Raw genomic sequence first — 18,738 nt, 5'->3', positions numbered from 1 at the left:
TGTAGCCAGCTAATCATGTAAAAGATTTATTTAAGTAAACCGTTGAGGAAAATCGCTAAAAATACCATCAACGCAATTGCGCAGTTTGAAGGATTTTGGATTGTTGACGGTGTAACACCAAATGGATATTTGTTTATCTCTCAGAGTACGTATATGTCTTTGATTCAGCCAGCGGTAGTTTAGATGGCAGCTAAATGCTTCAATATCGTCTATCAGCTGTAATAACTTCTTATTGAGCCTATTGCCCAACACACCCAGCTTAATCCCCAAATTGGCGGCGTAGAGTTCACGCATGATGATAGCACTAAAGCTAGAGATGAGCAGTTGTTCACGGCTGATGGGGCTATCGGCGATTGCGCGTTCTAATAACGACACAACGTGTTTCGCGTCATGAGTGTCTATTTTTACCTCCAAGTTGACGCAAAGCTGGTTTTCATCGCAGTACTGTAGCAAAGCCTCCAACGTTAAGATGGCTTCAGACTGATACTCTACGCCTTTCCATGCCCCAAAATCTAGTTGCTGCAATTGTGTTAACGATAGTTCGTCAACACGGCCATGTCCGTTACTGCAGCGATCAACAGTATGATCATGACAGATCACGAGAACGTTGTCTTGGCTGGGCTGCACATCCACTTCGATCCAATTAAAACCAAGTCTTTTGGCTTCTTTGATGCTAACTAAGGTATTTTCTGGGTGGGTTCCCGCCACGCCACGGTGTCCAGCGACAATTAAGCTCATAGTGTAATCCTGTTCACACGTGATAGATCAGTTGTTCATTTCGTCGGTCGTATTTTATGGTTTAACACGCTGAGCGACAATTGAAAGTTGTCACTTTCGCATGATGCTTACAAGCAAATTCAACAAAGCGATGTTGCGAAGTTGTAAATAAAAAGATATCGTAACTCAAGAGATTAGACCAGTTGAAGTGTTGATGAAAATACATAACATAAAGGGATATATACAACAGATCTACTTAGTTGAATATCCAGATAAATTATTACTACTTGATGGTGCGAGTCGAGCTGATGTGAGTACTATCTGTCAGTTTATCACTCAAAAGCTAACTCGACCGCTGACCGATTTAAAGGTTGTGGTGGTGACTCACATGCACCCAGATCATGCAGGAGCGGCGAATCGTCTTCGAACGCTTTGCGGCTGTGATATTGTCTCTTCGAAGGAAGTGCATCAATGGTATCGAGGTATTGATGGCTTTTTTATGCACCTTGCGGATCTTTCATTAGCGTGGTGGATGGCCAGCCGTATGGGAAAACCAAAAAAGAATTTATGGTATAAAAAATCACTTTCTCCACAGTTCGGTGTTGTGGACGGCGATAGACTCCCTAATTTTCCAGATTGGCAGGTCATTGCAACGCCCGGCCATACTGACCGGGATATCTCAATTTACCACGCCGGACAAGCCGTTATCTATGTGGCGGATCTTATGGTGCAAGTTAAGCAGAATTTAGTGGCGCCGTTTCCAGTTTTTCATCCTAACCAATACCGAACGTCGATAAAAAAAGTGTATCAATTGAACGCCAAGCAAGTGCTATTGGCGCATCGTAGCCCCGTAACCTTTGACCAAAAGGCAATGGAGCACTTGCTGGATACGGCGCCTAGAACGCCAGTGACTCACTGGCGAGTGGTTAAAATCAAAACCAAAAAGTTACTTGAAGGGTTGTCTAATCGGCTTTCTTGGTCGTAAGCTGAGCTTTATCTTGGTTTGGGAAAATAAGTGAGTCGGTATCGAACCCTGCGCTATCGGCTATTTGAATATAGCGTTCTAGCGCACCCTGAGGTAGGGTCGGGCTACGGGATAATAGCCAGAAGTAATCCAAGTTGTAGCCGCTTACTAGCGCTACTGAGTAGTCATCCTCAAGATAATAAACGACATAACTGCCGTAGAAAGGACCAAAAAAAGACACCTTAAGATGGGCGATATCGGGTGTGCTGACAAACTTAGCTTTTCCTTCAGCCTCAGACCATTCGTTTTCCTCGTTGTCCCAACCACGATTGACCACTTTCACTGTCCCATCTTCGTTGCTGGAATAAAATGCCGACACATTGTCTAGGCCGCGTTCAAAGCTGTGATCCAGGCGGGCAACTTCATACCACTGTCCAAGGTACTGATTAAGGTCGAACTGGCCGACAGGTTGTACAGTACTAGGTACGCCAGTACAAGCGGTTAATAGAGTAATGATTCCAAGTACGGCTAGCTTACGATAATTAAGACCCATCTTCGTTTCCTACTTTTGAATACTTCTTTTATTATAAGTGGTTATGTGTAATATCGATCAGTAAACTCGACAAATATTGCATAAAACTCGCATTACGCATACTCTCGTTAATGGTCTTAAAGTCATCGTTGGCTACAAAGGTAATCACAATTCATGTTTGAAATATTTCTCGTTCTCGCAATGCTTGTCGGCTTGTTTTTCATTGCGCTTAAATTTTTTGTTAAACAAGAAGATACCAAAACCTATCGTTATAAAGCGAAGGGGCCAATTTTATCGGCGCCTCAAACAGCGTTTTATAATGCCTTAAGAGAAGCAGTAGGCGAGCATGGATTAATACTCACTAAGGTTAATCTTTCCAATGTGGTTACTCCGACCCAAACTACCAATAAAAAGCAGTGGTACATTGCCAACAATGTGATAGCAAAAAGCTATTTCGACTTTGTTATTTGTGATCCGCGGACACTGCAACCACGAGTTGTCATCGAATATGATGATGGCCAAAAGTTACACCAAGGAAAAATAGAACGTCAAAAATTGATCATGCAGGTCTGCAAATCGGCAGAACTGCCGTTGATTGGTGCAAGTGTTAAGATGAGCTACCAGGTGAGTAAACTACGTCGCCTTATTGGCGCGCATATAGATCTTATCGAGCCAGAGAAAGAAGTTCGGTTTTGTAAGCGTTGTGGCAGCCCTATGAACATCAAAACCGCCACGCAAGGCAATTTCAAAGGGCGTCGATTCTTTACCTGTAGTCGCCAACCATTATGCCAGTACACGGAAAATTACAATGTCGTGTTTGAAGACGAGCCGGAGCGCCAGTAGGCACTGTTAAGAAAGCGGAAATAGTTGAATTTTCAGGGACAAAAGCACAAAAACAAAGCGAACTGGTGATATAAGCGCCAAACAACATCAAAAATACAAAAATGTGCTTGCACAGCCCAATGTCTCTCGTTAATATCTTCCTCGTTCTAAGGAATAACGCCCGCTTAGCTCAGTTGGTTAGAGTACTTGCATGACATGCAAGGTGTCACTGGTTCGAGTCCAGTAGCGGGCACCAAATCCTTAAGTTTACCTTTTAGGTAAGCCGTTAACAGAATATAAAATATGCCCGCTTAGCTCAGTTGGTTAGAGTACTTGCATGACATGCAAGGTGTCACTGGTTCGAGTCCAGTAGCGGGCACCATATCCTAAAGTTTATCTTTTAGGTGAGCTGTTAACTGAAAATAAAATATGCCCGCTTAGCTCAGTTGGTTAGAGTACTTGCATGACATGCAAGGTGTCACTGGTTCGAGTCCAGTAGCGGGCACCAAATTTAATACAAAAAAGCCCACTTTATGTGGGCTTTTTTGTATCTGAAGAGTCGTTGAACTCTGACCATTCTTTCGGGACATAAAAAGCGGGTAGTCGTTCTGGCTTGCTTCTTTTCCCTTGCCGCCATTGCTTGAGTTGGTTGACATAAGTCAGGATGTGCGCGACGGCGACAAATAATTGGTTCGGTACCATTTGGTCTATTTGTGTGGTGCGATAAATTGCGCGCGTCAGTTCAGCACTTTGTATCACTTCTACATGATGTCTCGTGGCTAACTCCTTGATATAAATAGCAACATCATCTCTACCTTTTGCAACGACGAAGGGTGCTTCTGCCTGCGATAGGTCATAGATTATCGCGACGGCATAATGCGTGGGGTTGACTAAGATGACGTTAGCCTTAGGCACTCTTTCATTGGCGTTTCTTTTCGCGTTTTGTATTTGAATTTGTCGAATACGCGCTTTGACTTCAGGTCTTCCTTCTTGCTCCTTATGCTCATCCTTCACTTCCTGCTTGGTCATTTTCATTTGCTTGGTAAACTCATGGCGTTGGTAGGGGAAATCTAACAAGCCAAATAGCAACACGAGAAAAAGTAGATAGCCTAAGTACTCTATTGTGATGGCAGAGATGGTAAGCACAACCGTATCAAAGTGCGATCCAATCAAGTTGGTAATAACAGAAATGTAGTGAGAAATGACCCAGTACAATAGGGTAAAGAATAGCGTGACCTTGACGATGTTTTTTGCCAGTTCAACGAGGGATTGGGTAGAAAATATGCGTTTTAGCCCTTTAATTGGACTGATTTTTTCAAACTTCGGTATCAATAAGCTAGGGCTAAAAACCCATCCACCAAGCAATGTAGAGCCAATTACCGCAGCGATAACTTGATAAATTAACAAGGGGAAAAAGAGCATAATCATGCCAAATATAGCGCTTCCGAGTAGCTCAATGGCAGAGATGGGTTGGCGGATATCATTAAAACCAAACTGGAAGCATGCTAAGAATAGCTCGACAAACGTCTGTTTTATGGTCTCTATACTCGCAATATAGTAACCCACGACACAGATCAGTGTGACGGATGATACGAACTCCTTAGCACGTGGTATTTGCCCTTCATTACGGGCCTTGCTGAGTTTATGATGACTGGGCTGTTCACTTTTATCGCCAGAGTCTTGATTGTCAGCCATTGGGTAGCCTTAGTATATAAAGCAAATGATCGTTGAGCTCTATGACCAGATCGAAGTAATGGTCACTAATCCCTGTTAACGAAGCCATCAGTGCAAAGAGCCCAAGTAACATTGTCATTGGGAACCCCAAAGCAAAAACGTTGAGTGCCGGTGCTGCTTTGTTCATTAGACCAAAGGTAATATTACTGAGTAGCATCACGACAATCGCAGGAACGGCAACAAGCAACCCAGTGGCGAACATCCATGACACCATTTGAAGGACGTATTCTATGCTGTTGAATGGAAAAATAGAGTCCAATGGCCAAAAGTGGAAACTTTGTTTAAAGACGTACAGCACGACAAGATGCGCGTCTAAAGATAGAAAAAGCAACATGGCGGTAATAAACATAATTCGACCAATAATCGCTATGCTCACGCCATTGGCCGGGTCATTCATCACTGCCATCGCGAGCCCCATTTGCATTGAAATGGCTTGTCCTGCCACAGAAAAGATAGTGAAAAATATCATCACAGCGAACCCAATTAAAAAGCCGAAGACGAGTTGGTATAGGGTGAAGATAATGGTGTCGATTGAGAATGGATTAAATGCCGGTACGTGATCAATAAGCGGGGCCAGTAATAAGGAAAAGACAAAGGCAAATAGGATTTTGACTCGTACCGGAATGACTTTATCACCAAAAAATGGCGCGATAATAAACAGCCCTGTTAACCGAACAAACGGCCACCATAATATACCGAGCCACTGAGTTATGTCGGTAAACGTCACTGTCATAGTATTAGCCAATTTCACTTGGAATAGCGTTAAATACGAATATGAAAAGGTCACTGATTTCTTGAATGAGCCAGTGTCCAGCCAGAATGATGGAGAGTAAGGTCACCAACAATCGTGGTAGAAAACTTAACGTTTGCTCGTTGACTTGTGTCACCGCTTGGAAAATAGCAACAACTAAACCAACAATTAAACTTGGCAAAATCAGCACAGAGACAATCAAGATGATGACCCATATCGCCTGACTAACGAGTGTGACGGCTTGCTCTGGGCTCATGTGCTGATCCAAAAGCTGCTTGCTAGGCTACCCATCAATAGCCCCCAGCCATCCACCACTACAAAAATCAGCAGTTTAAAAGGGAGTGAGACAATGAGCGGTGATAGCATCATCATCCCCATGGACATCAGTACAGAAGCCACGACTAAGTCTATGACTAAAAATGGCAAAAACAGCATAAAGCCGATCTGAAAGGCGACTTTGAGTTCACTAAGCAAATAGGCGGGCAGCAAAATGAGAAACGGGATCTCCTCGTCAGTGGCGAGCGATGACTCGCCAGCAATTTTCGTCACTTGCTCCAATGCCTTACGCTGAGTTTGATCCAACATATACCGACGTAATGGGACCTCTGCAATCGCAATAGACTGTTCTAGCGTGATTTCGTCCTGAGCGTAAGGGAGGTAAGCTTTATCGTAGATAGAGGTCCAGACAGGCCGCATGATCAGTAAGGTAAAAATAAGGGCAATTCCGACCAGCACTTGATTGGGAGGCGTTTGCTGTAAGCCTAATGCTTGTCGAAGTATTGCAAGAACGATGACGATACGGGTAAAACTGGTGCACATGATGACGAATGCAGGAACAAAGCTTAACATCGTCATTAGGATTAAGATCTGCAACTTGACGCTGTATTCATTACCTTCGGAAGTTTGAGATTCGGTAAGAATAGTCAGCGCCTCTGCTTGTACAACATTCGGCATTAGGACGAACGATGCGCCCGCGACAAAATATATGAGTATCGTCATCCTTGAGGCTACCTGTTTCTACTGAGTTGGTTTTTTCGTGATACTAAGCAGCCTGACACCGTACTGGCCGTTTTTGGCGACAATTTCTCCGGTACCAAATGCCGTGCCGTTAATTTTTATATCGACAGGCTCGCCTTCGTGCTTCTCTAGCATAATGACATCACCAGACTTTAGGGTAAGTAGCTCATCGAGAATCAACGTTTTCCTCGCGACTTCAACAGTAATATCGACAGGAATGCTCTTAAGCAGTGTGACGTTATTAATACTTTGATAAGACGAAGTATCTGGTTCATTGTCTTCGAGATCATCAAGATCTAAGTCGCCTAAATCGGGAAGTTCATCATGCAGGTCTAAATCATCAGTAGACATAGTATTACCCTCGTGCGTGTTATTATTAGCCTCGTGCGTGTTACTGTTAGCCATCAATGATTACTCCCAATTCAGAATCAACAGCTTGTATTTTCCCAATAAAAGTAGGCTGCCCATTTACCTTAACCTGTAAGGTTTTGCACAGCGTTAGCGGAATAAAATGACCAGGTTTGAGGTGCGATACCTCATGCATTGAGCATTGACCCTGCATAAGTACGCACCCTAACTCCACGGGTTGATAACGTAATGTATTTAATATTTCCTCACTATCGAAGCTTTCGTCGTTGTTAAGTAGAGAACGAAGTTTTTTGACGTATTTACTATCAATCATGATGGTAATGACCGCCTCATATCCGTCAAAATTAAAGGTCAGAGTGACACCAATATCAGAAGGGTGATGGTCAGTATGCTCCACCGCATAATGCCCAGCATCGGCGGTAAGAATGTTAGTAATTGCCATGGCAAGTTTTTGGAACAATCGATGATGAGTTTGAGTGAGAACGGGTGACACCTTTTTATTTTTTTGAGTGTTTTGAGGAGCGTGATTATTTAGGTGTTGATGAAGCAATAGGTCGATAGTTTCGGGAGCAGTAAAGAAAAAAATATGGCCAAATTCTTCGATGTGTAAGACGGTTTGAATATCGTTTTTAGGGGCGGAAGAGGCAGAGGAAAAGTGCGTACGTACGTGTTTCCCAGAGAAATTAAATTTAAAAACATCCACGAGTTCATTAGAAAAATGACTCGTATGTTTAAGCAGAAACTTGCGCATTTTTAAATTCGGGTTACCAAATTCGGTAAGTGGTATTTTCTTCATGTCAAGCCTGTTTTGTTTGTTTTTTGACGTGGTCTCAAGTTTGACACGTCGATTATTCCTAACTATAGGTTATAGCAACCTCATTTCAACGTGGTTTGATTAGGAATTGAGGATTAGTGCTAATAACGATAAGGGTCAATGTGCATATTGTGTGCAGTTGGCTCAAGAAGGCTAGGATATGATTCACTTAGACAAAGCATTGGGTGTGCATCCTGAAATGGTGCAGTTTCGATTGGACCGAGCAGCGGTGTTAAGTTCAAACATCGCCAATGTAGATACCCCAAACTACAAAGCAATGGATCTTACGTTTAACGCCGTTTTAAGTGGAATTGGATCGACGAAAGCATGGGCTACGGATAGCAGCATGCAATATCGAATACCGGTTCAACGGACCAGAGATGGGAATACCGTTGAGTTGGAAACAGAACAAGCGCGGTTTGCAAAAAATGTGATGGACTATCACCAAAGCTTGGCATTTTTGCAATCAAAGATTAATGGCTTGAAGTCAGCGATTAAAGGGCAATAGCAATCGACTCATGTACAGGCGGCGATTGGTTCTCGAAGTGCTCAGTAAAAGCGACGATTATGTTGAACGACTAAGGTAGGGAAACCATGTCTTTTCTAGGGATCTATGAAACGGCTGGCTCGGCAATGAGCGCACAGACCGTTAGGCTTAATACCATCTCAAGTAATCTAGCTAATGCAGATTCGGTCTCTGGCGATCCTGCCAAGGTCTATAAACCTCTAAAACCCATATTTTCAGCGATTTACAACCAGTTCGATGCGCAAGAGTCTCATCGTCATGGTGTTGTGCCCATTAAAATAGCCGATGTGGTAGAAGTGTCCTCCATGATGGAAGGGCGCTATGAACCAAATAATCCATTATCCAATCCAGAAGGCTACGTCTATTACTCTGGAATCAACGTAGTGAATGAGATGGCTGACATGATTTCTGCTACGCGATCTTTTGAAGCGAGCGTTGAAGTGCTAGGGAATGTGAAGTCAATGCAACAATCGTTAATGGGCTTGTGGCGTAACTAGTCGCTTGAGACCTTAACTTGAGACCCTAAAAATAACCAAGGAATGGCAGATGACAACCATTAATGGCGCGTCGCAGGCAACCTCTATCGAGTCGGCATCAACATCGCCACCACAAAGTAACCCGAATAGCGCAGGGGCGCTGAAGAATGAATTTATAACCTTGATGGTGGCTCAGATCGAAAACCAAGATCCACTCAATCCCACAGACGGGACGGAATATGTGGCGCAACTGGCACAGTTTTCTCAAGTGGAAAGCTCTGAGAATTTGGTGCAGCTGATGCAAGCGAATACGACGATGCTAGATAATTTGCAGGTGCTGAGCACCGCTGCTTTAGTGGACAAAACGGTGACGGTTAAAAGTGACCAACTTATTGCTTCATCGAGCAGCCGCCATCAGGGGTATTTGGATCTCACCCTTTCCTCGAACAATGTAACGATTCAGCTGATTGATGCTGTAGGCAATGTTAAAGCGTTGCCATTAGGCGCCAACCCAGCCGGTCGGGTTGACTATGCCTTTGATGCCAGTGAACTGGGGTTAAATGGTGTGTATCAGATGCGAGTGCAATTGGATCAGGGACAGGAATATCAACCCGCCATTTACCAACAAGGAAAGGTTCAAGAAGTTACCACACCATTGGTAGGGGGAACGAGTCAGATAGATGTGACGGGAGTCGGGCAAGTCGCTTTTTATGACGTGGCGGCCTTTGCACAGTAAGACGGTAGGTTAGTTATTCAGTAATGAGTCATTTAGTAGACCGCCCGTTCGGTGACTGAGTAAATTAGTACATTTTTAGGTTTGGTCTTTGACCAATTTTTGTAAGTAAGGTGATGGCTGTCGTTCTCCACATAGATGATGTCTAGTTGGAGATAGCCTCTTTTAAGATGAAGAGGAAGGCACAATGAGTTTTAGTATTGCATTGAGTGGGCTAAATGCCTCGAACTCAGAGCTAAATAGTATATCCAATAATATTGCCAACGTATCAACCACGGGGTTTAAAGAATCACGAACAGAATTTGCTTCTGTTTATAGTGGGAGTGAAGCGGGCGGCGTAGAAGTGGTCGGCGTGTCGCAGAACTTTGAAAAAAGTGGCACGGTGACTGGTACCGGACGCTCGTTAGATATGGCACTGTCAGGTAACGGTTTCTTTGTTCTGGAAGACAGCAAAGGACAAACCTTGTATACGCGCTCTGGTATATTCAATATGAATGCCGATGGCATGATTACCGCCAATAACGGTGGCTCATTACAAGGTTACTCCGTTGACGCCAACAATAATTTATTGCTTGGCTCAGTTGGCACGGTTCAAATTAGTACCGCGTCCTTACAAGCTAAGGAATCGGATAGCGTTGAGTTTGTTGCTAATCTAGATGCTAGGGAGGCTGCGCCAGTATTGGCATTTGACTATAGCGATTCGTCGACTTACAACCATTCTTATACGACGCCCGTTTATGACTCCTTAGGTAATCCTCACACCATGAGCCAGTACTTTGTGAAAACGGCTGCCAATGACTGGCAGGTGCACGTATTAGTTGATGGCCAAGCCATTGATGGTACTGATAACTTAGTAGCTGCAGGGGCTCCAACGGCAACCGATAATGCAACGTTTTCGTTTAACGCCGATGGTACCATCGATGCCACCGGCACCACAGTGTATCCGATTACATTCAACCCAGCGAATGGTGCCAACAGCGTGACGGTTAATGTGGATTTGTCATCGGTCACGCAATATGGCAGTGATTTCGTCGTATCCAAGAATAGCCCCAATGGTTACACCTCGGGTGATTATGCCAGTGTGCGAATGGAAAACGACGGTCGTATTTTTGCAACTTACACCAACGGGCAATCTCAGTTGCAGGGCCAAGTGGTGCTTGCCAACTTTGCGTCTCCTCAAAATCTCATTAAGACCAGTGATACTGCTTGGCTACAAAGCTTTAGTTCTGGGACTCCGGTATTGGGAACCGCAGGTAGTGGTGTGTTCGGTGACTTAACGTCAGGGGCGCTAGAGGGCTCAAATGTTGACCTTACTTCAGAGTTAGTGGCGTTAATGACAGCGCAGCGTAACTATCAAGCTAACACTAAATCGATATCAACGTCTGATCAGCTCACCCAAGCACTTTTTAATGTGGTGTAGATTATGAACCCCATTTTATTTAGTGCCGCCAAAGGGGCCGAACGAACCATGTTGGCTCAGCATGTCCGAGCCAACAATTTGTCCCATGCCGACACCATTGGTTTTAAAGCCTTGATGGAGCATTCGACCCCAATGAAGTTGGAGGGGTCGGGCTTTTTAACTTCAGTCACATCTCGCAGTAATTCAGCCATTAATAATTTTGCTCAGGGCGAAGACATTCGCACTGAGCGACCACTGGATGTCGCGATTAATGGAGAGGGATTCTTTGCTCTGCAAGGGCTAGAAGGTGAGCCTAATGAGCTGTATACACGAGCGGGTAACTTTCGTTTGGATGGTGCAGGGCAATTATACCTTGGTGAACGACGGGTGATGTCTACTGATGGACCGATGATCTTTCCTGATTTTGAGTTTGTCAGTGTGAGCGCAAATGGGTTGGTATCTGTCACGCCTATTGGCGGAGAGGCGTCATTGGAAGTGGGTTCATTAAAAATGGTGAAGCCAGATACGGCCGATATGACGATGCATGCTAGTGGTCACTTTGTTGCCAAAAATGGTGAAGAGCTGGGTGAAGACTTTACCGTTCTTGTGCGCTCCGGTTATTTGGAAGCGAGCAACGTATCAAGTTTGGAGGAACTGGTCAGTATCATGTCGCTAACCAGGCAGTATGAAATGCAAATAGAAGTCATGGCATCAGCGGATGAAATTGCTCAAATAGGCAATCAGTTACTTAAGGCTTAAGGAAGGTCGATATGCACAGCGCATTATGGATATCTAAAACAGGGATGGCGGCTCAAGATGCAAAAATGACTGCTATTTCTAACAACTTAGCGAATATCAATACGGTTGGTTTTAAGCGAGACCGAGTTGTATTTGAAGACCTATTTTATAGCGTCGATAAACAAGCAGGAACGGAAACCAGTGAACTCAATGAACATCCAACCGGGGTGCAATTAGGTAACGGGGTACGTGTTGTTGGAACAGAAAAGGTTTTCACGCAAGGTAGCATTCAAAATACAAATCAGCAGTTTGACCTTGCCATTTTGGGTGATGGTTTTTTCCAAATTGAAAACTCGGATGGAGAGTTACTTTACACCCGAAATGGGCAATTTCACGCTAATTCAGACGGTCAATTGGTCAATACGCAAGGCTATCCACTGATCCCTGAAGTCATTATTCCACCAGAAGCCACATTAGTCAGTATTACCGCAGATGGCGTCGCAACGGCAACGATTCCGGGGCAAGTTAATCAAGAGGCTTTAGGGCAAATTACCATCGTGAAATTTATGAACCCCGCTGGTCTTTCAGCGCAAGGAGGCAATTTATTTTTAGAAACAGAAGGCTCGGGTGAAGCGGTAGAACTAGTCGCTGGGACCGAAGGATCAGGACAACTTAAACAAGGGGCACTTGAAGGTTCTAATGTTCAAGTTGTTGAGGAGATGGTGGATATGATAGCGACGCAGAGAGCGTATGAAATGAGCGCGAAAATGGTCAGTGCCGCCGATGAAATGCTGCAATACATCGCGCAGCAATCGTAAATAGCTCAACAAGGTGAAGGTACGATTAGGGATGATTACGATGAGACAGACGCAAGTTGTCAATGTAAGTAGTGTTCTTGCCCACTTGGAGGCAGAGCAATGCGTCGCTTTGAAAAGAAAGGGCGGCACGACATTGTTGATGGCTATTTTGGCTCTGATGGTACTAGGCCTAAGTGGCTGTGCTGGGCGATCGGATGACTTTATTCCGCCTTCACCTAATGACGAAGCGTATGCACCACCTAAGCTTGACTATAACGTGACGCGAGTGAGCAAAGGCAGTCTTTATACTGGTACAACTGCCATGACGCTATTTCAAGACCGTCGAGCTTATCGAGTCGGTGACATATTGACAGTAGTTTTAGATGAAAAGACCGAATCAGACAAAAGTGCTTCTACACAATTTGGCAAGGACTCAAATGTTACTGTCACGGCTCCAACACTAGGAACAACCGTCTACGACGAAGGGACGGTGGCGTTAGATGCCAGTCGCGATTTTGATGGCGCGGCTGCAACGTCACAGGGTAACAGGCTAACGGGCTCTATTACCGTAACCGTCTACGATGTGTTACCAAACGGTGTACTTAGAGTACGGGGAGAGAAGTGGCTGAAATTAAACCAAGGCGACGAGTATATTCGTCTTACTGGGAACGTTCGTGTCGATGATATTCAAGCCAATAACACCCTATCTTCGCAACGAATAGCTGATGCGCGCATTACCTATGCAGGTCGAGGGACGTTTGCTGACAGTAATACCGCAGGCTGGCTCACTCAATTTTTTACTTCACCTTGGATGCCGTTTTAATGGAAGCCATATGTACACGTCATTTGTGCTTTGGTAAGAGCATTGATGCCCGCCTACTCACCCGTGTTTGTTTAACCAATGGTCTTGGCTTGGTGGCTCTGGTGCTGTGCCTGTTGCCGCTAACGGCTTATGGAGCTCGACCTATCGCTGAGATATCAGTGGTGTATGGCGATAGACAAAACCAGTTAATTGGCTATGGGTTAGTGGTTGGACTTGATGGGTCGGGGGATAAGTCTCAAGTCAAATTCACTCAGCAATCGGTGGTGAATATGATCAAGCAGTTTGGCGTCCAGCTCGATGATGCGACCAACCCTAAATTGAAAAATGTGGCAGCAGTGAGTGTTACCGCTTCTGTTGAGCCTCATATGGGAGCCGGTCAAACGTTGACGGTGACCGCGTCATCGTTAGGAGATGCTAAGAGCCTTCGAGGTGGCACATTATTACTTACGCCATTGCGCGGTATTGATGGCGAGGTCTATGCCGTCGCACAGGGTAGCTTGGTGGTGGGAGGCTTTAATGCCACTGGAGAAAATGGCACAAGTGTCACCCGAAACACACCAACAGTGGGGCGAATTCCAAATGGCGCGACGCTTGAAAGAGAAATTACCTCAGGCTTTGATAGCGATCCCACGATTCGTTTGCAATTAAAACAACCCAATTATGAAACGGCGCTGAATATATCCAAGGTGATTAACCAAACCTTCGGAGGTCAGGTAGCTAAAGCCATAAATAAAGGGCAAGTGGAAGTGTCTGCGCCACAAGATAGCGAAGACAGAGTGATGTTTGTGGCCATGATTCAGGCACTTGAAGTGGATGAAGGACGAAAGTTACCTAAGGTCGTCTTTAATTCACGAACGGGTACGGTCGTCATTAGTCAGAACGTCACGGTATCTGAGGCGGCGGTAAGCCAAGGTGGCATTACTGTGACGATATTGGAGTCAGAGTCAGTGTCTCAGCCCGGAGGGGCGTTCAATACCGCAGGGGAAACCGCCGTGGTTCAAAATAGCCAAATTACTATAGATGAAGAAGATGCGACGACGATGGTGTGGCCAAGGGGAACGAATTTACAAGAAATCGTTGATGCCATTAACAATATCGGCGCGTCTCCAGAAGCACTCATGCAAATATTACAAGCGCTAGACGAAGTTGGCGCGATAAATGGGGACTTGGTGGTGATCTAATGATTGATTCAACGGCGCTGACAAGCATAGCAAAGTACTCGATAGTAGAGCGTTTTGTCGTCGCTAAAACAGCTTCTGACACGAACTCAGATCAGCAAAAGCTTGAGGGCGTGCCGTTGTTAAAATCTAGTGTCGCGCAGAAGATAGCTAAGCAGAATATCGTCACGTCAGCGGTCGTCAAAGAAAACCCCATCGGATTAGCTAGCCAAGTGGATTTTCAAAGCAGTGCGCAACGTGCAGCACCATTTAGTAACCAATCATTGCACAATCAATCATTGCACAATCAATCGCCGTTACCACGCGCATCGACACATTCACATCTTTATCTTGATAACGTCTCTCTCGCTCAGTTAAAGCATGACAATACACAGCAAGGGCTGATAGCCGCTGCGCAACAATTTGAAGCCTTGTTCTTACAGCAAATGCTTAAAAGAATGCGCGCTGCAAGTGAAGTACTTAGTGACGATGACAACCCTCTTTCAATCAAATCTGCAGGTATGTTTCAAGAAATGCGAGACGCCCAACTGGCACAGCAAATCAGTCGACAATCTTCATTTGGTTTAGCTGAAATGATTTATCAACAGTTGTCGGCTCAGGTACCAAATTTAGACTTACAGGTGCCCGACTCAAAACAAAAGATATCGCAATTTATGAGCGTACAAGGACAGACACTCGCTAAGGAGCAAGAATAATGGGATTGGTGAATATAGGTTTGAGTGGTGTGTTGGCAAATCGTGTTGCCCTTAATACCACTGCGCAAAATACAGCCAATGTGAACACGCCTGGCTACAGTCGTCAGATTGTCAATTTTGATGCCACGTCCTCTGGTAATTTCGTCAACGGAATGAACTTGGGGGCGGGAGTAGAAGTGAATGGCATTCTACGAATCGCTGAACAGTCCACCACTAATCGATTAAGAGAAGCAACCGAGTCTGCCCAGTACACTCAGACCTACTACAGTGGATTATCGAGTTTAGAAAACCTGTTAGGGGCAGATGGACTTAGCTTAACTCAAGGATTGAACCAATTTTTTGCTGCTATTGATGAAGCTAGTGTCGCTCCGGAAAGCTTGGCGTTTCGTCAGCAGGTGTTGACTAACGCAGACGCTTTGACGCAGCAATTTAATTCCATCTATTCACAGCTAAATCAGCAAGAAGCCGCACAGTCTGAACGCTATAGCGCCGTGATAATGGATGTAAACAGCCAGTTAGAGAGCATTGCGAAGCTAAACCAAAAACTGCAAGAAGATGCCTTACTTGGAAAAAACGTTGCGGGTTTGCAAGATGCCATGGATAAGCACTTAAATGAATTGGCAACGTCGGTTGATATTCAAGTTATTTATATGGAGTCAGGTGGCGTTGAAGTCTCCACCCCTAATGGTCAACCTTTGGTTATAGGTGGTTTTTCTGGGTCATTAGCAAGGGATTTATCTAATGGGGATCCATATAGCACAGATTTGACTCTGTCTTTCCAATCTATGACCTCCTCGGTGGACGCTTCTTTAGGTGGAGAGCTTGGCGCCATGGAGCGCCTGAAGCAATCGCAATTTGAACCGATTAAAGCCACGCTCAACGACTTAGCGCTAGGCTTTGCTGGTGGTGTTAATTCTGTTCTTAATGCCGGGTTTGATCTTAATGGCTCGGTGGGGCGAGATCTATTTACCTATACAGGCGGAAGCGAAGCGGCATCGTTGGCCATTGATTCAACACTGTCGGCGCAACATCTTGCTTTTTCATCGGATCCCTCCGTCGCCGGCAATGGCGACACCCTGAAGTCGCTATCTCAGTTGTCGCAAACGACGTTAATCAATGGTTCAGTTGTCGGACAAACCCCTTATACCGCTTATTCGGGTTTGTTGGGACAAATAGGAATATTTACTCGACAAGCAGAAAGTGAAGCGAGCGCTGCACAGATCAGCCTGGAGGATGCGCAAGTGGTACGCGACAGTCTTAGTGCGGTTAATTCTGATGAAGAAGCCGCGAATATGATGCTTTATCTCAATGCCTATGAAGCCAACATGAAAGTCATCAGTACTGCCAATCAGATGTTTCAAACTCTGCTGCAGGCATTTTAGGAGCTTATGATGCGAGTGACAGATTCTCAGTTTAATGCGGTGATGCAGCGTTCACTAATGGACAACAACATCAGGCTCAATAAAGTGTTTGAGCAAATGTCTACGGGTAAAAAACTCAATCATTTGTCCGATGATCCTATCGCGTCAGTGCGACTCGAAGGGCTAAAAAAGACCATGTCGGACAACCTGCAGTACCAGCGTAATATCGACAATGTCCAATCTCAATTGACCCGTTATGAAACCAACGTGGATACATTGGAGGAGCTCTCTCAACAGGTCAACGAGCTGTTATTGCAAGGGATAAACGGCACGCTAGACCAGCATAGCCGAGCCGGGATCGTGCTTGAGCTCAAGTCACTTAAGAGTGAAATGTTAACGACGTTGAATCAGTCAAACGACGGTAGCTTTTTGTTTTCCGGCACTGATATTTCAAACCCATCCATCGACATCGTACCTCCTTATACTATGAACACGAATGGTGATTATAGAGAGACTAAAGTCGGGGATGACCAATACGTGGCGAATAATATTACCGTTAGTGATGTGATTGGCAGTAGCGCCATCTTTACCGATTTAGACAATGCCATTGCGGAATTAGAAGTGCCGTCGGCGACGTTTATTTCCACTATCAAAAGCGCCATTGATAGTAATCAATCGTTGCATCAAAGCGTGTTATTGACGCTGACTGACATAGGCAGCCAATACAACTCATTGGACAGGTTAAAGGAAACCAGTATCGATATGGTGTTTTTTGCTGAAACAGTAAAGACAGAATTAGAGGCATTGGATTATGCCCAAGCATCGGTAGAGCTGAATCAAAGCATGATCGCCCTAGAGGCGACACAAAAGACCTTTATTCAGATTGCTGGTATCTCATTATTTGATTTGATTTGATTTGATTTGATCTTACATGGGGCGAAGGATGCGCAGAGCGGGTGAAATAAACAGTAATAATTTGATGGTGACTAGCCAAACACTAGGGCTAGCCCTGTTACTTATTGGGTTTTCAGCTCAGCTATTTGCACAGCGATATATTGTTCCGTTTGATAGTGTTCAATGGCGTGATGGACAAGATGTTGATCGCTGCGTTTTACAGGTAAGCGATCCACATACTGGGTTTGACGTACAGTTTGTGGTGATCGCCGCTCAGCCACTTCAGATTAGAGTAGAGCGGCAAAGCGGTCGAGCGCTACCGGCTTCGACCTCATTTAATACCACTAAGCCGATATGGGCAAACGCAACCGCTTATGCCACGACAACCATTGAAGACGTGGAGGTAAAAGGCAGCACCTTAATAGCCTCTCATGGTGCGGCTTATATGCTCGAAGATATGACACGCGGAGCCTGGTTTAACATTAATGCGATGGATTTTGATGTCTATTTCCCCACCACCAATTTTAAACCAGCGTTGCAAGCCTTCAATCAGTGCCAGCGCGAGTTACCAGCGGTGAACTTTCAGCATGCTCGACGTGTTGAATTGCAGTTTGAAGAGGGGGCGATGACTCTGACAGAGCAACAAAAAGACGTGATAGATGACATCAGTACATTAATAAAAAAAGACAAAGCTATCGTTAAGGTGCTCATTGACGGTTATACCGACAACACAGGAGACTCGGTCAGCAACTTGCAGGTAGCGAAACAAAATGGCTCGGACGTCGCACAGTGGTTTGTCGAAAATGGCGTATCAAAAACCATGTTAGAGATCCGCGGGCACGGCGATCGATACCCCAAATATGATAACGCAACACAAGAAGGGCGAGAGAAAAATCGACGAGTGGAAATTCGTTTAGTACGCAAATAGTCTCGAAGACAAATAGAGAATATAAAGTAGGCCGCATAACAATAAGCCGATGCATCAGTAACAGGAGAAGGAGCTATGGACAAAATCAGTGTGATGGAGTTACAGCAACAGTTAGTCGGAAAAATGGAAGTCCGGCAGCAAGTTGCGACCAACCCGTTGTCTAATCAGCCCATTTCATCACCTTTTGTTCATGGTGTGTCTAGACAATCACTTTCAGAAGTTACCCCTATTTCGCAAGGTTCCCTGGAGTTCGGTCAGGCATTGAAAGGAGTGTTAGATACCGTTAATCAATACCAATCCCATGCATCGGAAAAAGTCACCGCGGTTGATCTTGGAAAAAGTGATGATCTTATCGGTGCCACTGTTGCAGCGCAGAAAGCTCAGCTCTCTTTTAATGCACTCATGCAAGTGCGAAATAAAATGGTGTCAAATTTTGAAGACATCATAAAAATGCCAATTTAGTAAAGGGG

At 44.9% G+C, this 18,738-nt stretch carries 23 protein-coding genes and 3 tRNA genes; 18 read left to right on the top strand and 8 right to left on the bottom strand.

Going from position 1 to position 18,738, the window contains the following annotated elements; translation table 11 throughout:
• Window positions 1–30: 30 nt before the first annotated feature.
• The gene (locus L4D05_RS05315; RefSeq protein WP_428793255.1) at window positions 31–738 is read right to left on the bottom strand and encodes a glycerophosphodiester phosphodiesterase family protein; all 708 of its coding nucleotides are present in this window, start codon (window positions 736–738) and stop codon (window positions 31–33) included.
• A 193-nt stretch (window positions 739–931) separates the two neighbouring features.
• Here L4D05_RS05315 and L4D05_RS05310 point away from each other — a divergent pair, with 193 nt between their 5' ends.
• On the top strand, window positions 932–1,702 hold the full coding sequence (locus L4D05_RS05310) for an MBL fold metallo-hydrolase (protein ID WP_428750938.1): 771 nt from the start codon (window positions 932–934) through the stop codon (window positions 1,700–1,702).
• On the opposite strand, the gene L4D05_RS05305 is transcribed toward L4D05_RS05310, so the two are convergent.
• Window positions 1,680–2,234, bottom strand: coding sequence for a lipocalin family protein (locus L4D05_RS05305; protein ID WP_428793254.1), 555 nt, complete (start codon window positions 2,232–2,234; stop codon window positions 1,680–1,682). The genes L4D05_RS05310 and L4D05_RS05305 overlap by 23 nt on opposite strands.
• Window positions 2,235–2,387: 153 nt before the next feature.
• Between L4D05_RS05305 and L4D05_RS05300 the strand changes: the two genes are divergently transcribed.
• The 4 genes from L4D05_RS05300 (at window position 2,388) to L4D05_RS05285 (ending at window position 3,543) form a co-directional block, all read left to right on the top strand.
• Complete coding sequence (locus tag L4D05_RS05300) at window positions 2,388–3,056, top strand: DUF2726 domain-containing protein (RefSeq protein WP_428750936.1); 669 nt, start codon at window positions 2,388–2,390, stop codon at window positions 3,054–3,056.
• Window positions 3,057–3,214: 158 nt separating this feature from the next.
• A tRNA-Val gene (locus L4D05_RS05295) sits at window positions 3,215–3,291 on the top strand.
• Window positions 3,292–3,340: 49 nt separating this feature from the next.
• Window positions 3,341–3,417 (top strand) — tRNA-Val (locus L4D05_RS05290).
• 49 nt (window positions 3,418–3,466) lie between these two features.
• A tRNA-Val gene (locus L4D05_RS05285) sits at window positions 3,467–3,543 on the top strand.
• A gap of 23 nt (window positions 3,544–3,566) precedes the next feature.
• Here the strand turns inward: L4D05_RS05285 and flhB are convergent.
• Genes flhB through L4D05_RS05255 form a run of 6 tightly spaced genes read right to left on the bottom strand, consistent with a single transcriptional unit; the run spans window position 3,567 to window position 7,702 of the window.
• Complete coding sequence (flhB, locus tag L4D05_RS05280; RefSeq protein WP_428750935.1) at window positions 3,567–4,730, bottom strand: flagellar biosynthesis protein FlhB; 1,164 nt, start codon at window positions 4,728–4,730, stop codon at window positions 3,567–3,569.
• Window positions 4,723–5,502, bottom strand: coding sequence for a flagellar biosynthetic protein FliR (fliR, locus tag L4D05_RS05275; RefSeq protein ID WP_428793253.1), 780 nt, complete (start codon window positions 5,500–5,502; stop codon window positions 4,723–4,725). The genes flhB and fliR overlap by 8 nt, the downstream gene beginning before the upstream one ends.
• A gap of 4 nt (window positions 5,503–5,506) precedes the next feature.
• Window positions 5,507–5,776 (bottom strand): flagellar biosynthesis protein FliQ, encoded by a 270-nt coding sequence (fliQ, locus tag L4D05_RS05270; RefSeq protein ID WP_428750933.1) that lies wholly within the window; start codon window positions 5,774–5,776, stop codon window positions 5,507–5,509.
• Window positions 5,773–6,519, bottom strand: a complete 747-nt coding sequence (gene fliP / locus L4D05_RS05265; RefSeq protein ID WP_428750932.1) for a flagellar type III secretion system pore protein FliP — start codon at window positions 6,517–6,519, stop codon at window positions 5,773–5,775. The genes fliQ and fliP overlap by 4 nt, the downstream gene beginning before the upstream one ends.
• Before the next feature lie 18 nt (window positions 6,520–6,537).
• Window positions 6,538–6,888 (bottom strand): FliM/FliN family flagellar motor switch protein, encoded by a 351-nt coding sequence (locus tag L4D05_RS05260; protein ID WP_428750931.1) that lies wholly within the window; start codon window positions 6,886–6,888, stop codon window positions 6,538–6,540.
• A 46-nt stretch (window positions 6,889–6,934) separates the two neighbouring features.
• Window positions 6,935–7,702, bottom strand: a complete 768-nt coding sequence (locus L4D05_RS05255; RefSeq protein WP_428793252.1) for a FliM/FliN family flagellar motor switch protein — start codon at window positions 7,700–7,702, stop codon at window positions 6,935–6,937.
• Window positions 7,703–7,880: 178 nt separating this feature from the next.
• Here L4D05_RS05255 and L4D05_RS05250 point away from each other — a divergent pair, with 178 nt between their 5' ends.
• The 13 genes from L4D05_RS05250 to fliE all read left to right on the top strand — a co-directional run bounded on the left by L4D05_RS05250 (window position 7,881) and on the right by fliE (window position 18,730).
• Window positions 7,881–8,228, top strand: a complete 348-nt coding sequence (locus L4D05_RS05250) for a flagellar basal body protein (RefSeq protein ID WP_428750929.1) — start codon at window positions 7,881–7,883, stop codon at window positions 8,226–8,228.
• A gap of 86 nt (window positions 8,229–8,314) precedes the next feature.
• Window positions 8,315–8,743, top strand: coding sequence for a flagellar basal body rod protein FlgC (gene flgC / locus L4D05_RS05245; protein ID WP_428793251.1), 429 nt, complete (start codon window positions 8,315–8,317; stop codon window positions 8,741–8,743).
• 49 nt (window positions 8,744–8,792) lie between these two features.
• On the top strand, window positions 8,793–9,458 hold the full coding sequence (locus tag L4D05_RS05240; protein ID WP_428793250.1) for a flagellar hook capping FlgD N-terminal domain-containing protein: 666 nt from the start codon (window positions 8,793–8,795) through the stop codon (window positions 9,456–9,458).
• A 184-nt stretch (window positions 9,459–9,642) separates the two neighbouring features.
• Window positions 9,643–10,875 (top strand): flagellar hook protein FlgE, encoded by a 1,233-nt coding sequence (gene flgE / locus L4D05_RS05235; RefSeq protein WP_428750926.1) that lies wholly within the window; start codon window positions 9,643–9,645, stop codon window positions 10,873–10,875.
• Window positions 10,876–10,878: 3 nt separating this feature from the next.
• On the top strand, window positions 10,879–11,613 hold the full coding sequence (locus L4D05_RS05230; RefSeq protein WP_428750925.1) for a flagellar basal body rod protein FlgF: 735 nt from the start codon (window positions 10,879–10,881) through the stop codon (window positions 11,611–11,613).
• A gap of 11 nt (window positions 11,614–11,624) precedes the next feature.
• On the top strand, window positions 11,625–12,410 hold the full coding sequence (flgG, locus tag L4D05_RS05225) for a flagellar basal-body rod protein FlgG (RefSeq protein WP_428793249.1): 786 nt from the start codon (window positions 11,625–11,627) through the stop codon (window positions 12,408–12,410).
• Between the two features lie 139 nt (window positions 12,411–12,549).
• Window positions 12,550–13,212, top strand: coding sequence for a flagellar basal body L-ring protein FlgH (gene flgH / locus L4D05_RS05220; protein WP_428751169.1), 663 nt, complete (start codon window positions 12,550–12,552; stop codon window positions 13,210–13,212).
• Window positions 13,212–14,393, top strand: coding sequence for a flagellar basal body P-ring protein FlgI (locus L4D05_RS05215; RefSeq protein ID WP_428793248.1), 1,182 nt, complete (start codon window positions 13,212–13,214; stop codon window positions 14,391–14,393). The genes flgH and L4D05_RS05215 overlap by 1 nt, the downstream gene beginning before the upstream one ends.
• Window positions 14,393–15,085 (top strand): rod-binding protein, encoded by a 693-nt coding sequence (locus L4D05_RS05210; protein WP_428793247.1) that lies wholly within the window; start codon window positions 14,393–14,395, stop codon window positions 15,083–15,085. Before L4D05_RS05215 ends, L4D05_RS05210 begins: the two co-directional genes overlap by 1 nt.
• On the top strand, window positions 15,085–16,467 hold the full coding sequence (flgK, locus tag L4D05_RS05205) for a flagellar hook-associated protein FlgK (RefSeq protein ID WP_428750921.1): 1,383 nt from the start codon (window positions 15,085–15,087) through the stop codon (window positions 16,465–16,467). Before L4D05_RS05210 ends, flgK begins: the two co-directional genes overlap by 1 nt.
• 6 nt (window positions 16,468–16,473) lie before the next feature.
• The gene (gene flgL / locus L4D05_RS05200) at window positions 16,474–17,361 is read left to right on the top strand and encodes a flagellar hook-associated protein FlgL (protein WP_428793246.1); all 888 of its coding nucleotides are present in this window, start codon (window positions 16,474–16,476) and stop codon (window positions 17,359–17,361) included.
• 28 nt (window positions 17,362–17,389) lie between these two features.
• Entirely contained in the window at window positions 17,390–18,268 is an 879-nt protein-coding gene (locus tag L4D05_RS05195; RefSeq protein ID WP_428793245.1) for an OmpA family protein, read from the top strand.
• 75 nt (window positions 18,269–18,343) lie between these two features.
• Window positions 18,344–18,730: a flagellar hook-basal body complex protein FliE gene (fliE, locus tag L4D05_RS05190; RefSeq protein ID WP_428793244.1), complete on the top strand. Its 387-nt coding sequence runs from the start codon at window positions 18,344–18,346 to the stop codon at window positions 18,728–18,730.
• The last annotated feature ends 8 nt before the right edge of the window (window positions 18,731–18,738 follow it).

Origin of the sequence: Vibrio nomapromontoriensis (assembly GCF_050337205.1) — a bacterium.
GTDB classification, from domain to species: domain Bacteria; phylum Pseudomonadota; class Gammaproteobacteria; order Enterobacterales; family Vibrionaceae; genus Vibrio; species Vibrio nomapromontoriensis.
This window is presented reverse-complemented; position numbering and strand designations above follow the sequence as displayed.

Coding starts and splice junctions, on each gene's coding strand:
- L4D05_RS05315 (WP_428793255.1), bottom strand. CDS start 738: ATGAGCTTAATTGTCGCTGGACACCGTGGCGTGGCGGGAACCCACCCA.
- L4D05_RS05310 (WP_428750938.1), top strand. CDS start 932: ATGAAAATACATAACATAAAGGGATATATACAACAGATCTACTTAGTT.
- L4D05_RS05305 (WP_428793254.1), bottom strand. CDS start 2,234: ATGGGTCTTAATTATCGTAAGCTAGCCGTACTTGGAATCATTACTCTA.
- L4D05_RS05300 (WP_428750936.1), top strand. CDS start 2,388: ATGTTTGAAATATTTCTCGTTCTCGCAATGCTTGTCGGCTTGTTTTTC.
- flhB (WP_428750935.1), bottom strand. CDS start 4,730: ATGGCTGACAATCAAGACTCTGGCGATAAAAGTGAACAGCCCAGTCAT.
- fliR (WP_428793253.1), bottom strand. CDS start 5,502: ATGACAGTGACGTTTACCGACATAACTCAGTGGCTCGGTATATTATGG.
- fliQ (WP_428750933.1), bottom strand. CDS start 5,776: ATGAGCCCAGAGCAAGCCGTCACACTCGTTAGTCAGGCGATATGGGTC.
- fliP (WP_428750932.1), bottom strand. CDS start 6,519: ATGACGATACTCATATATTTTGTCGCGGGCGCATCGTTCGTCCTAATG.
- L4D05_RS05260 (WP_428750931.1), bottom strand. CDS start 6,888: ATGTCTACTGATGATTTAGACCTGCATGATGAACTTCCCGATTTAGGC.
- L4D05_RS05255 (WP_428793252.1), bottom strand. CDS start 7,702: ATGAAGAAAATACCACTTACCGAATTTGGTAACCCGAATTTAAAAATG.
- L4D05_RS05250 (WP_428750929.1), top strand. CDS start 7,881: ATGATTCACTTAGACAAAGCATTGGGTGTGCATCCTGAAATGGTGCAG.
- flgC (WP_428793251.1), top strand. CDS start 8,315: ATGTCTTTTCTAGGGATCTATGAAACGGCTGGCTCGGCAATGAGCGCA.
- L4D05_RS05240 (WP_428793250.1), top strand. CDS start 8,793: ATGACAACCATTAATGGCGCGTCGCAGGCAACCTCTATCGAGTCGGCA.
- flgE (WP_428750926.1), top strand. CDS start 9,643: ATGAGTTTTAGTATTGCATTGAGTGGGCTAAATGCCTCGAACTCAGAG.
- L4D05_RS05230 (WP_428750925.1), top strand. CDS start 10,879: ATGAACCCCATTTTATTTAGTGCCGCCAAAGGGGCCGAACGAACCATG.
- flgG (WP_428793249.1), top strand. CDS start 11,625: ATGCACAGCGCATTATGGATATCTAAAACAGGGATGGCGGCTCAAGAT.
- flgH (WP_428751169.1), top strand. CDS start 12,550: ATGGCTATTTTGGCTCTGATGGTACTAGGCCTAAGTGGCTGTGCTGGG.
- L4D05_RS05215 (WP_428793248.1), top strand. CDS start 13,212: ATGGAAGCCATATGTACACGTCATTTGTGCTTTGGTAAGAGCATTGAT.
- L4D05_RS05210 (WP_428793247.1), top strand. CDS start 14,393: ATGATTGATTCAACGGCGCTGACAAGCATAGCAAAGTACTCGATAGTA.
- flgK (WP_428750921.1), top strand. CDS start 15,085: ATGGGATTGGTGAATATAGGTTTGAGTGGTGTGTTGGCAAATCGTGTT.
- flgL (WP_428793246.1), top strand. CDS start 16,474: ATGATGCGAGTGACAGATTCTCAGTTTAATGCGGTGATGCAGCGTTCA.
- L4D05_RS05195 (WP_428793245.1), top strand. CDS start 17,390: ATGCGCAGAGCGGGTGAAATAAACAGTAATAATTTGATGGTGACTAGC.
- fliE (WP_428793244.1), top strand. CDS start 18,344: ATGGACAAAATCAGTGTGATGGAGTTACAGCAACAGTTAGTCGGAAAA.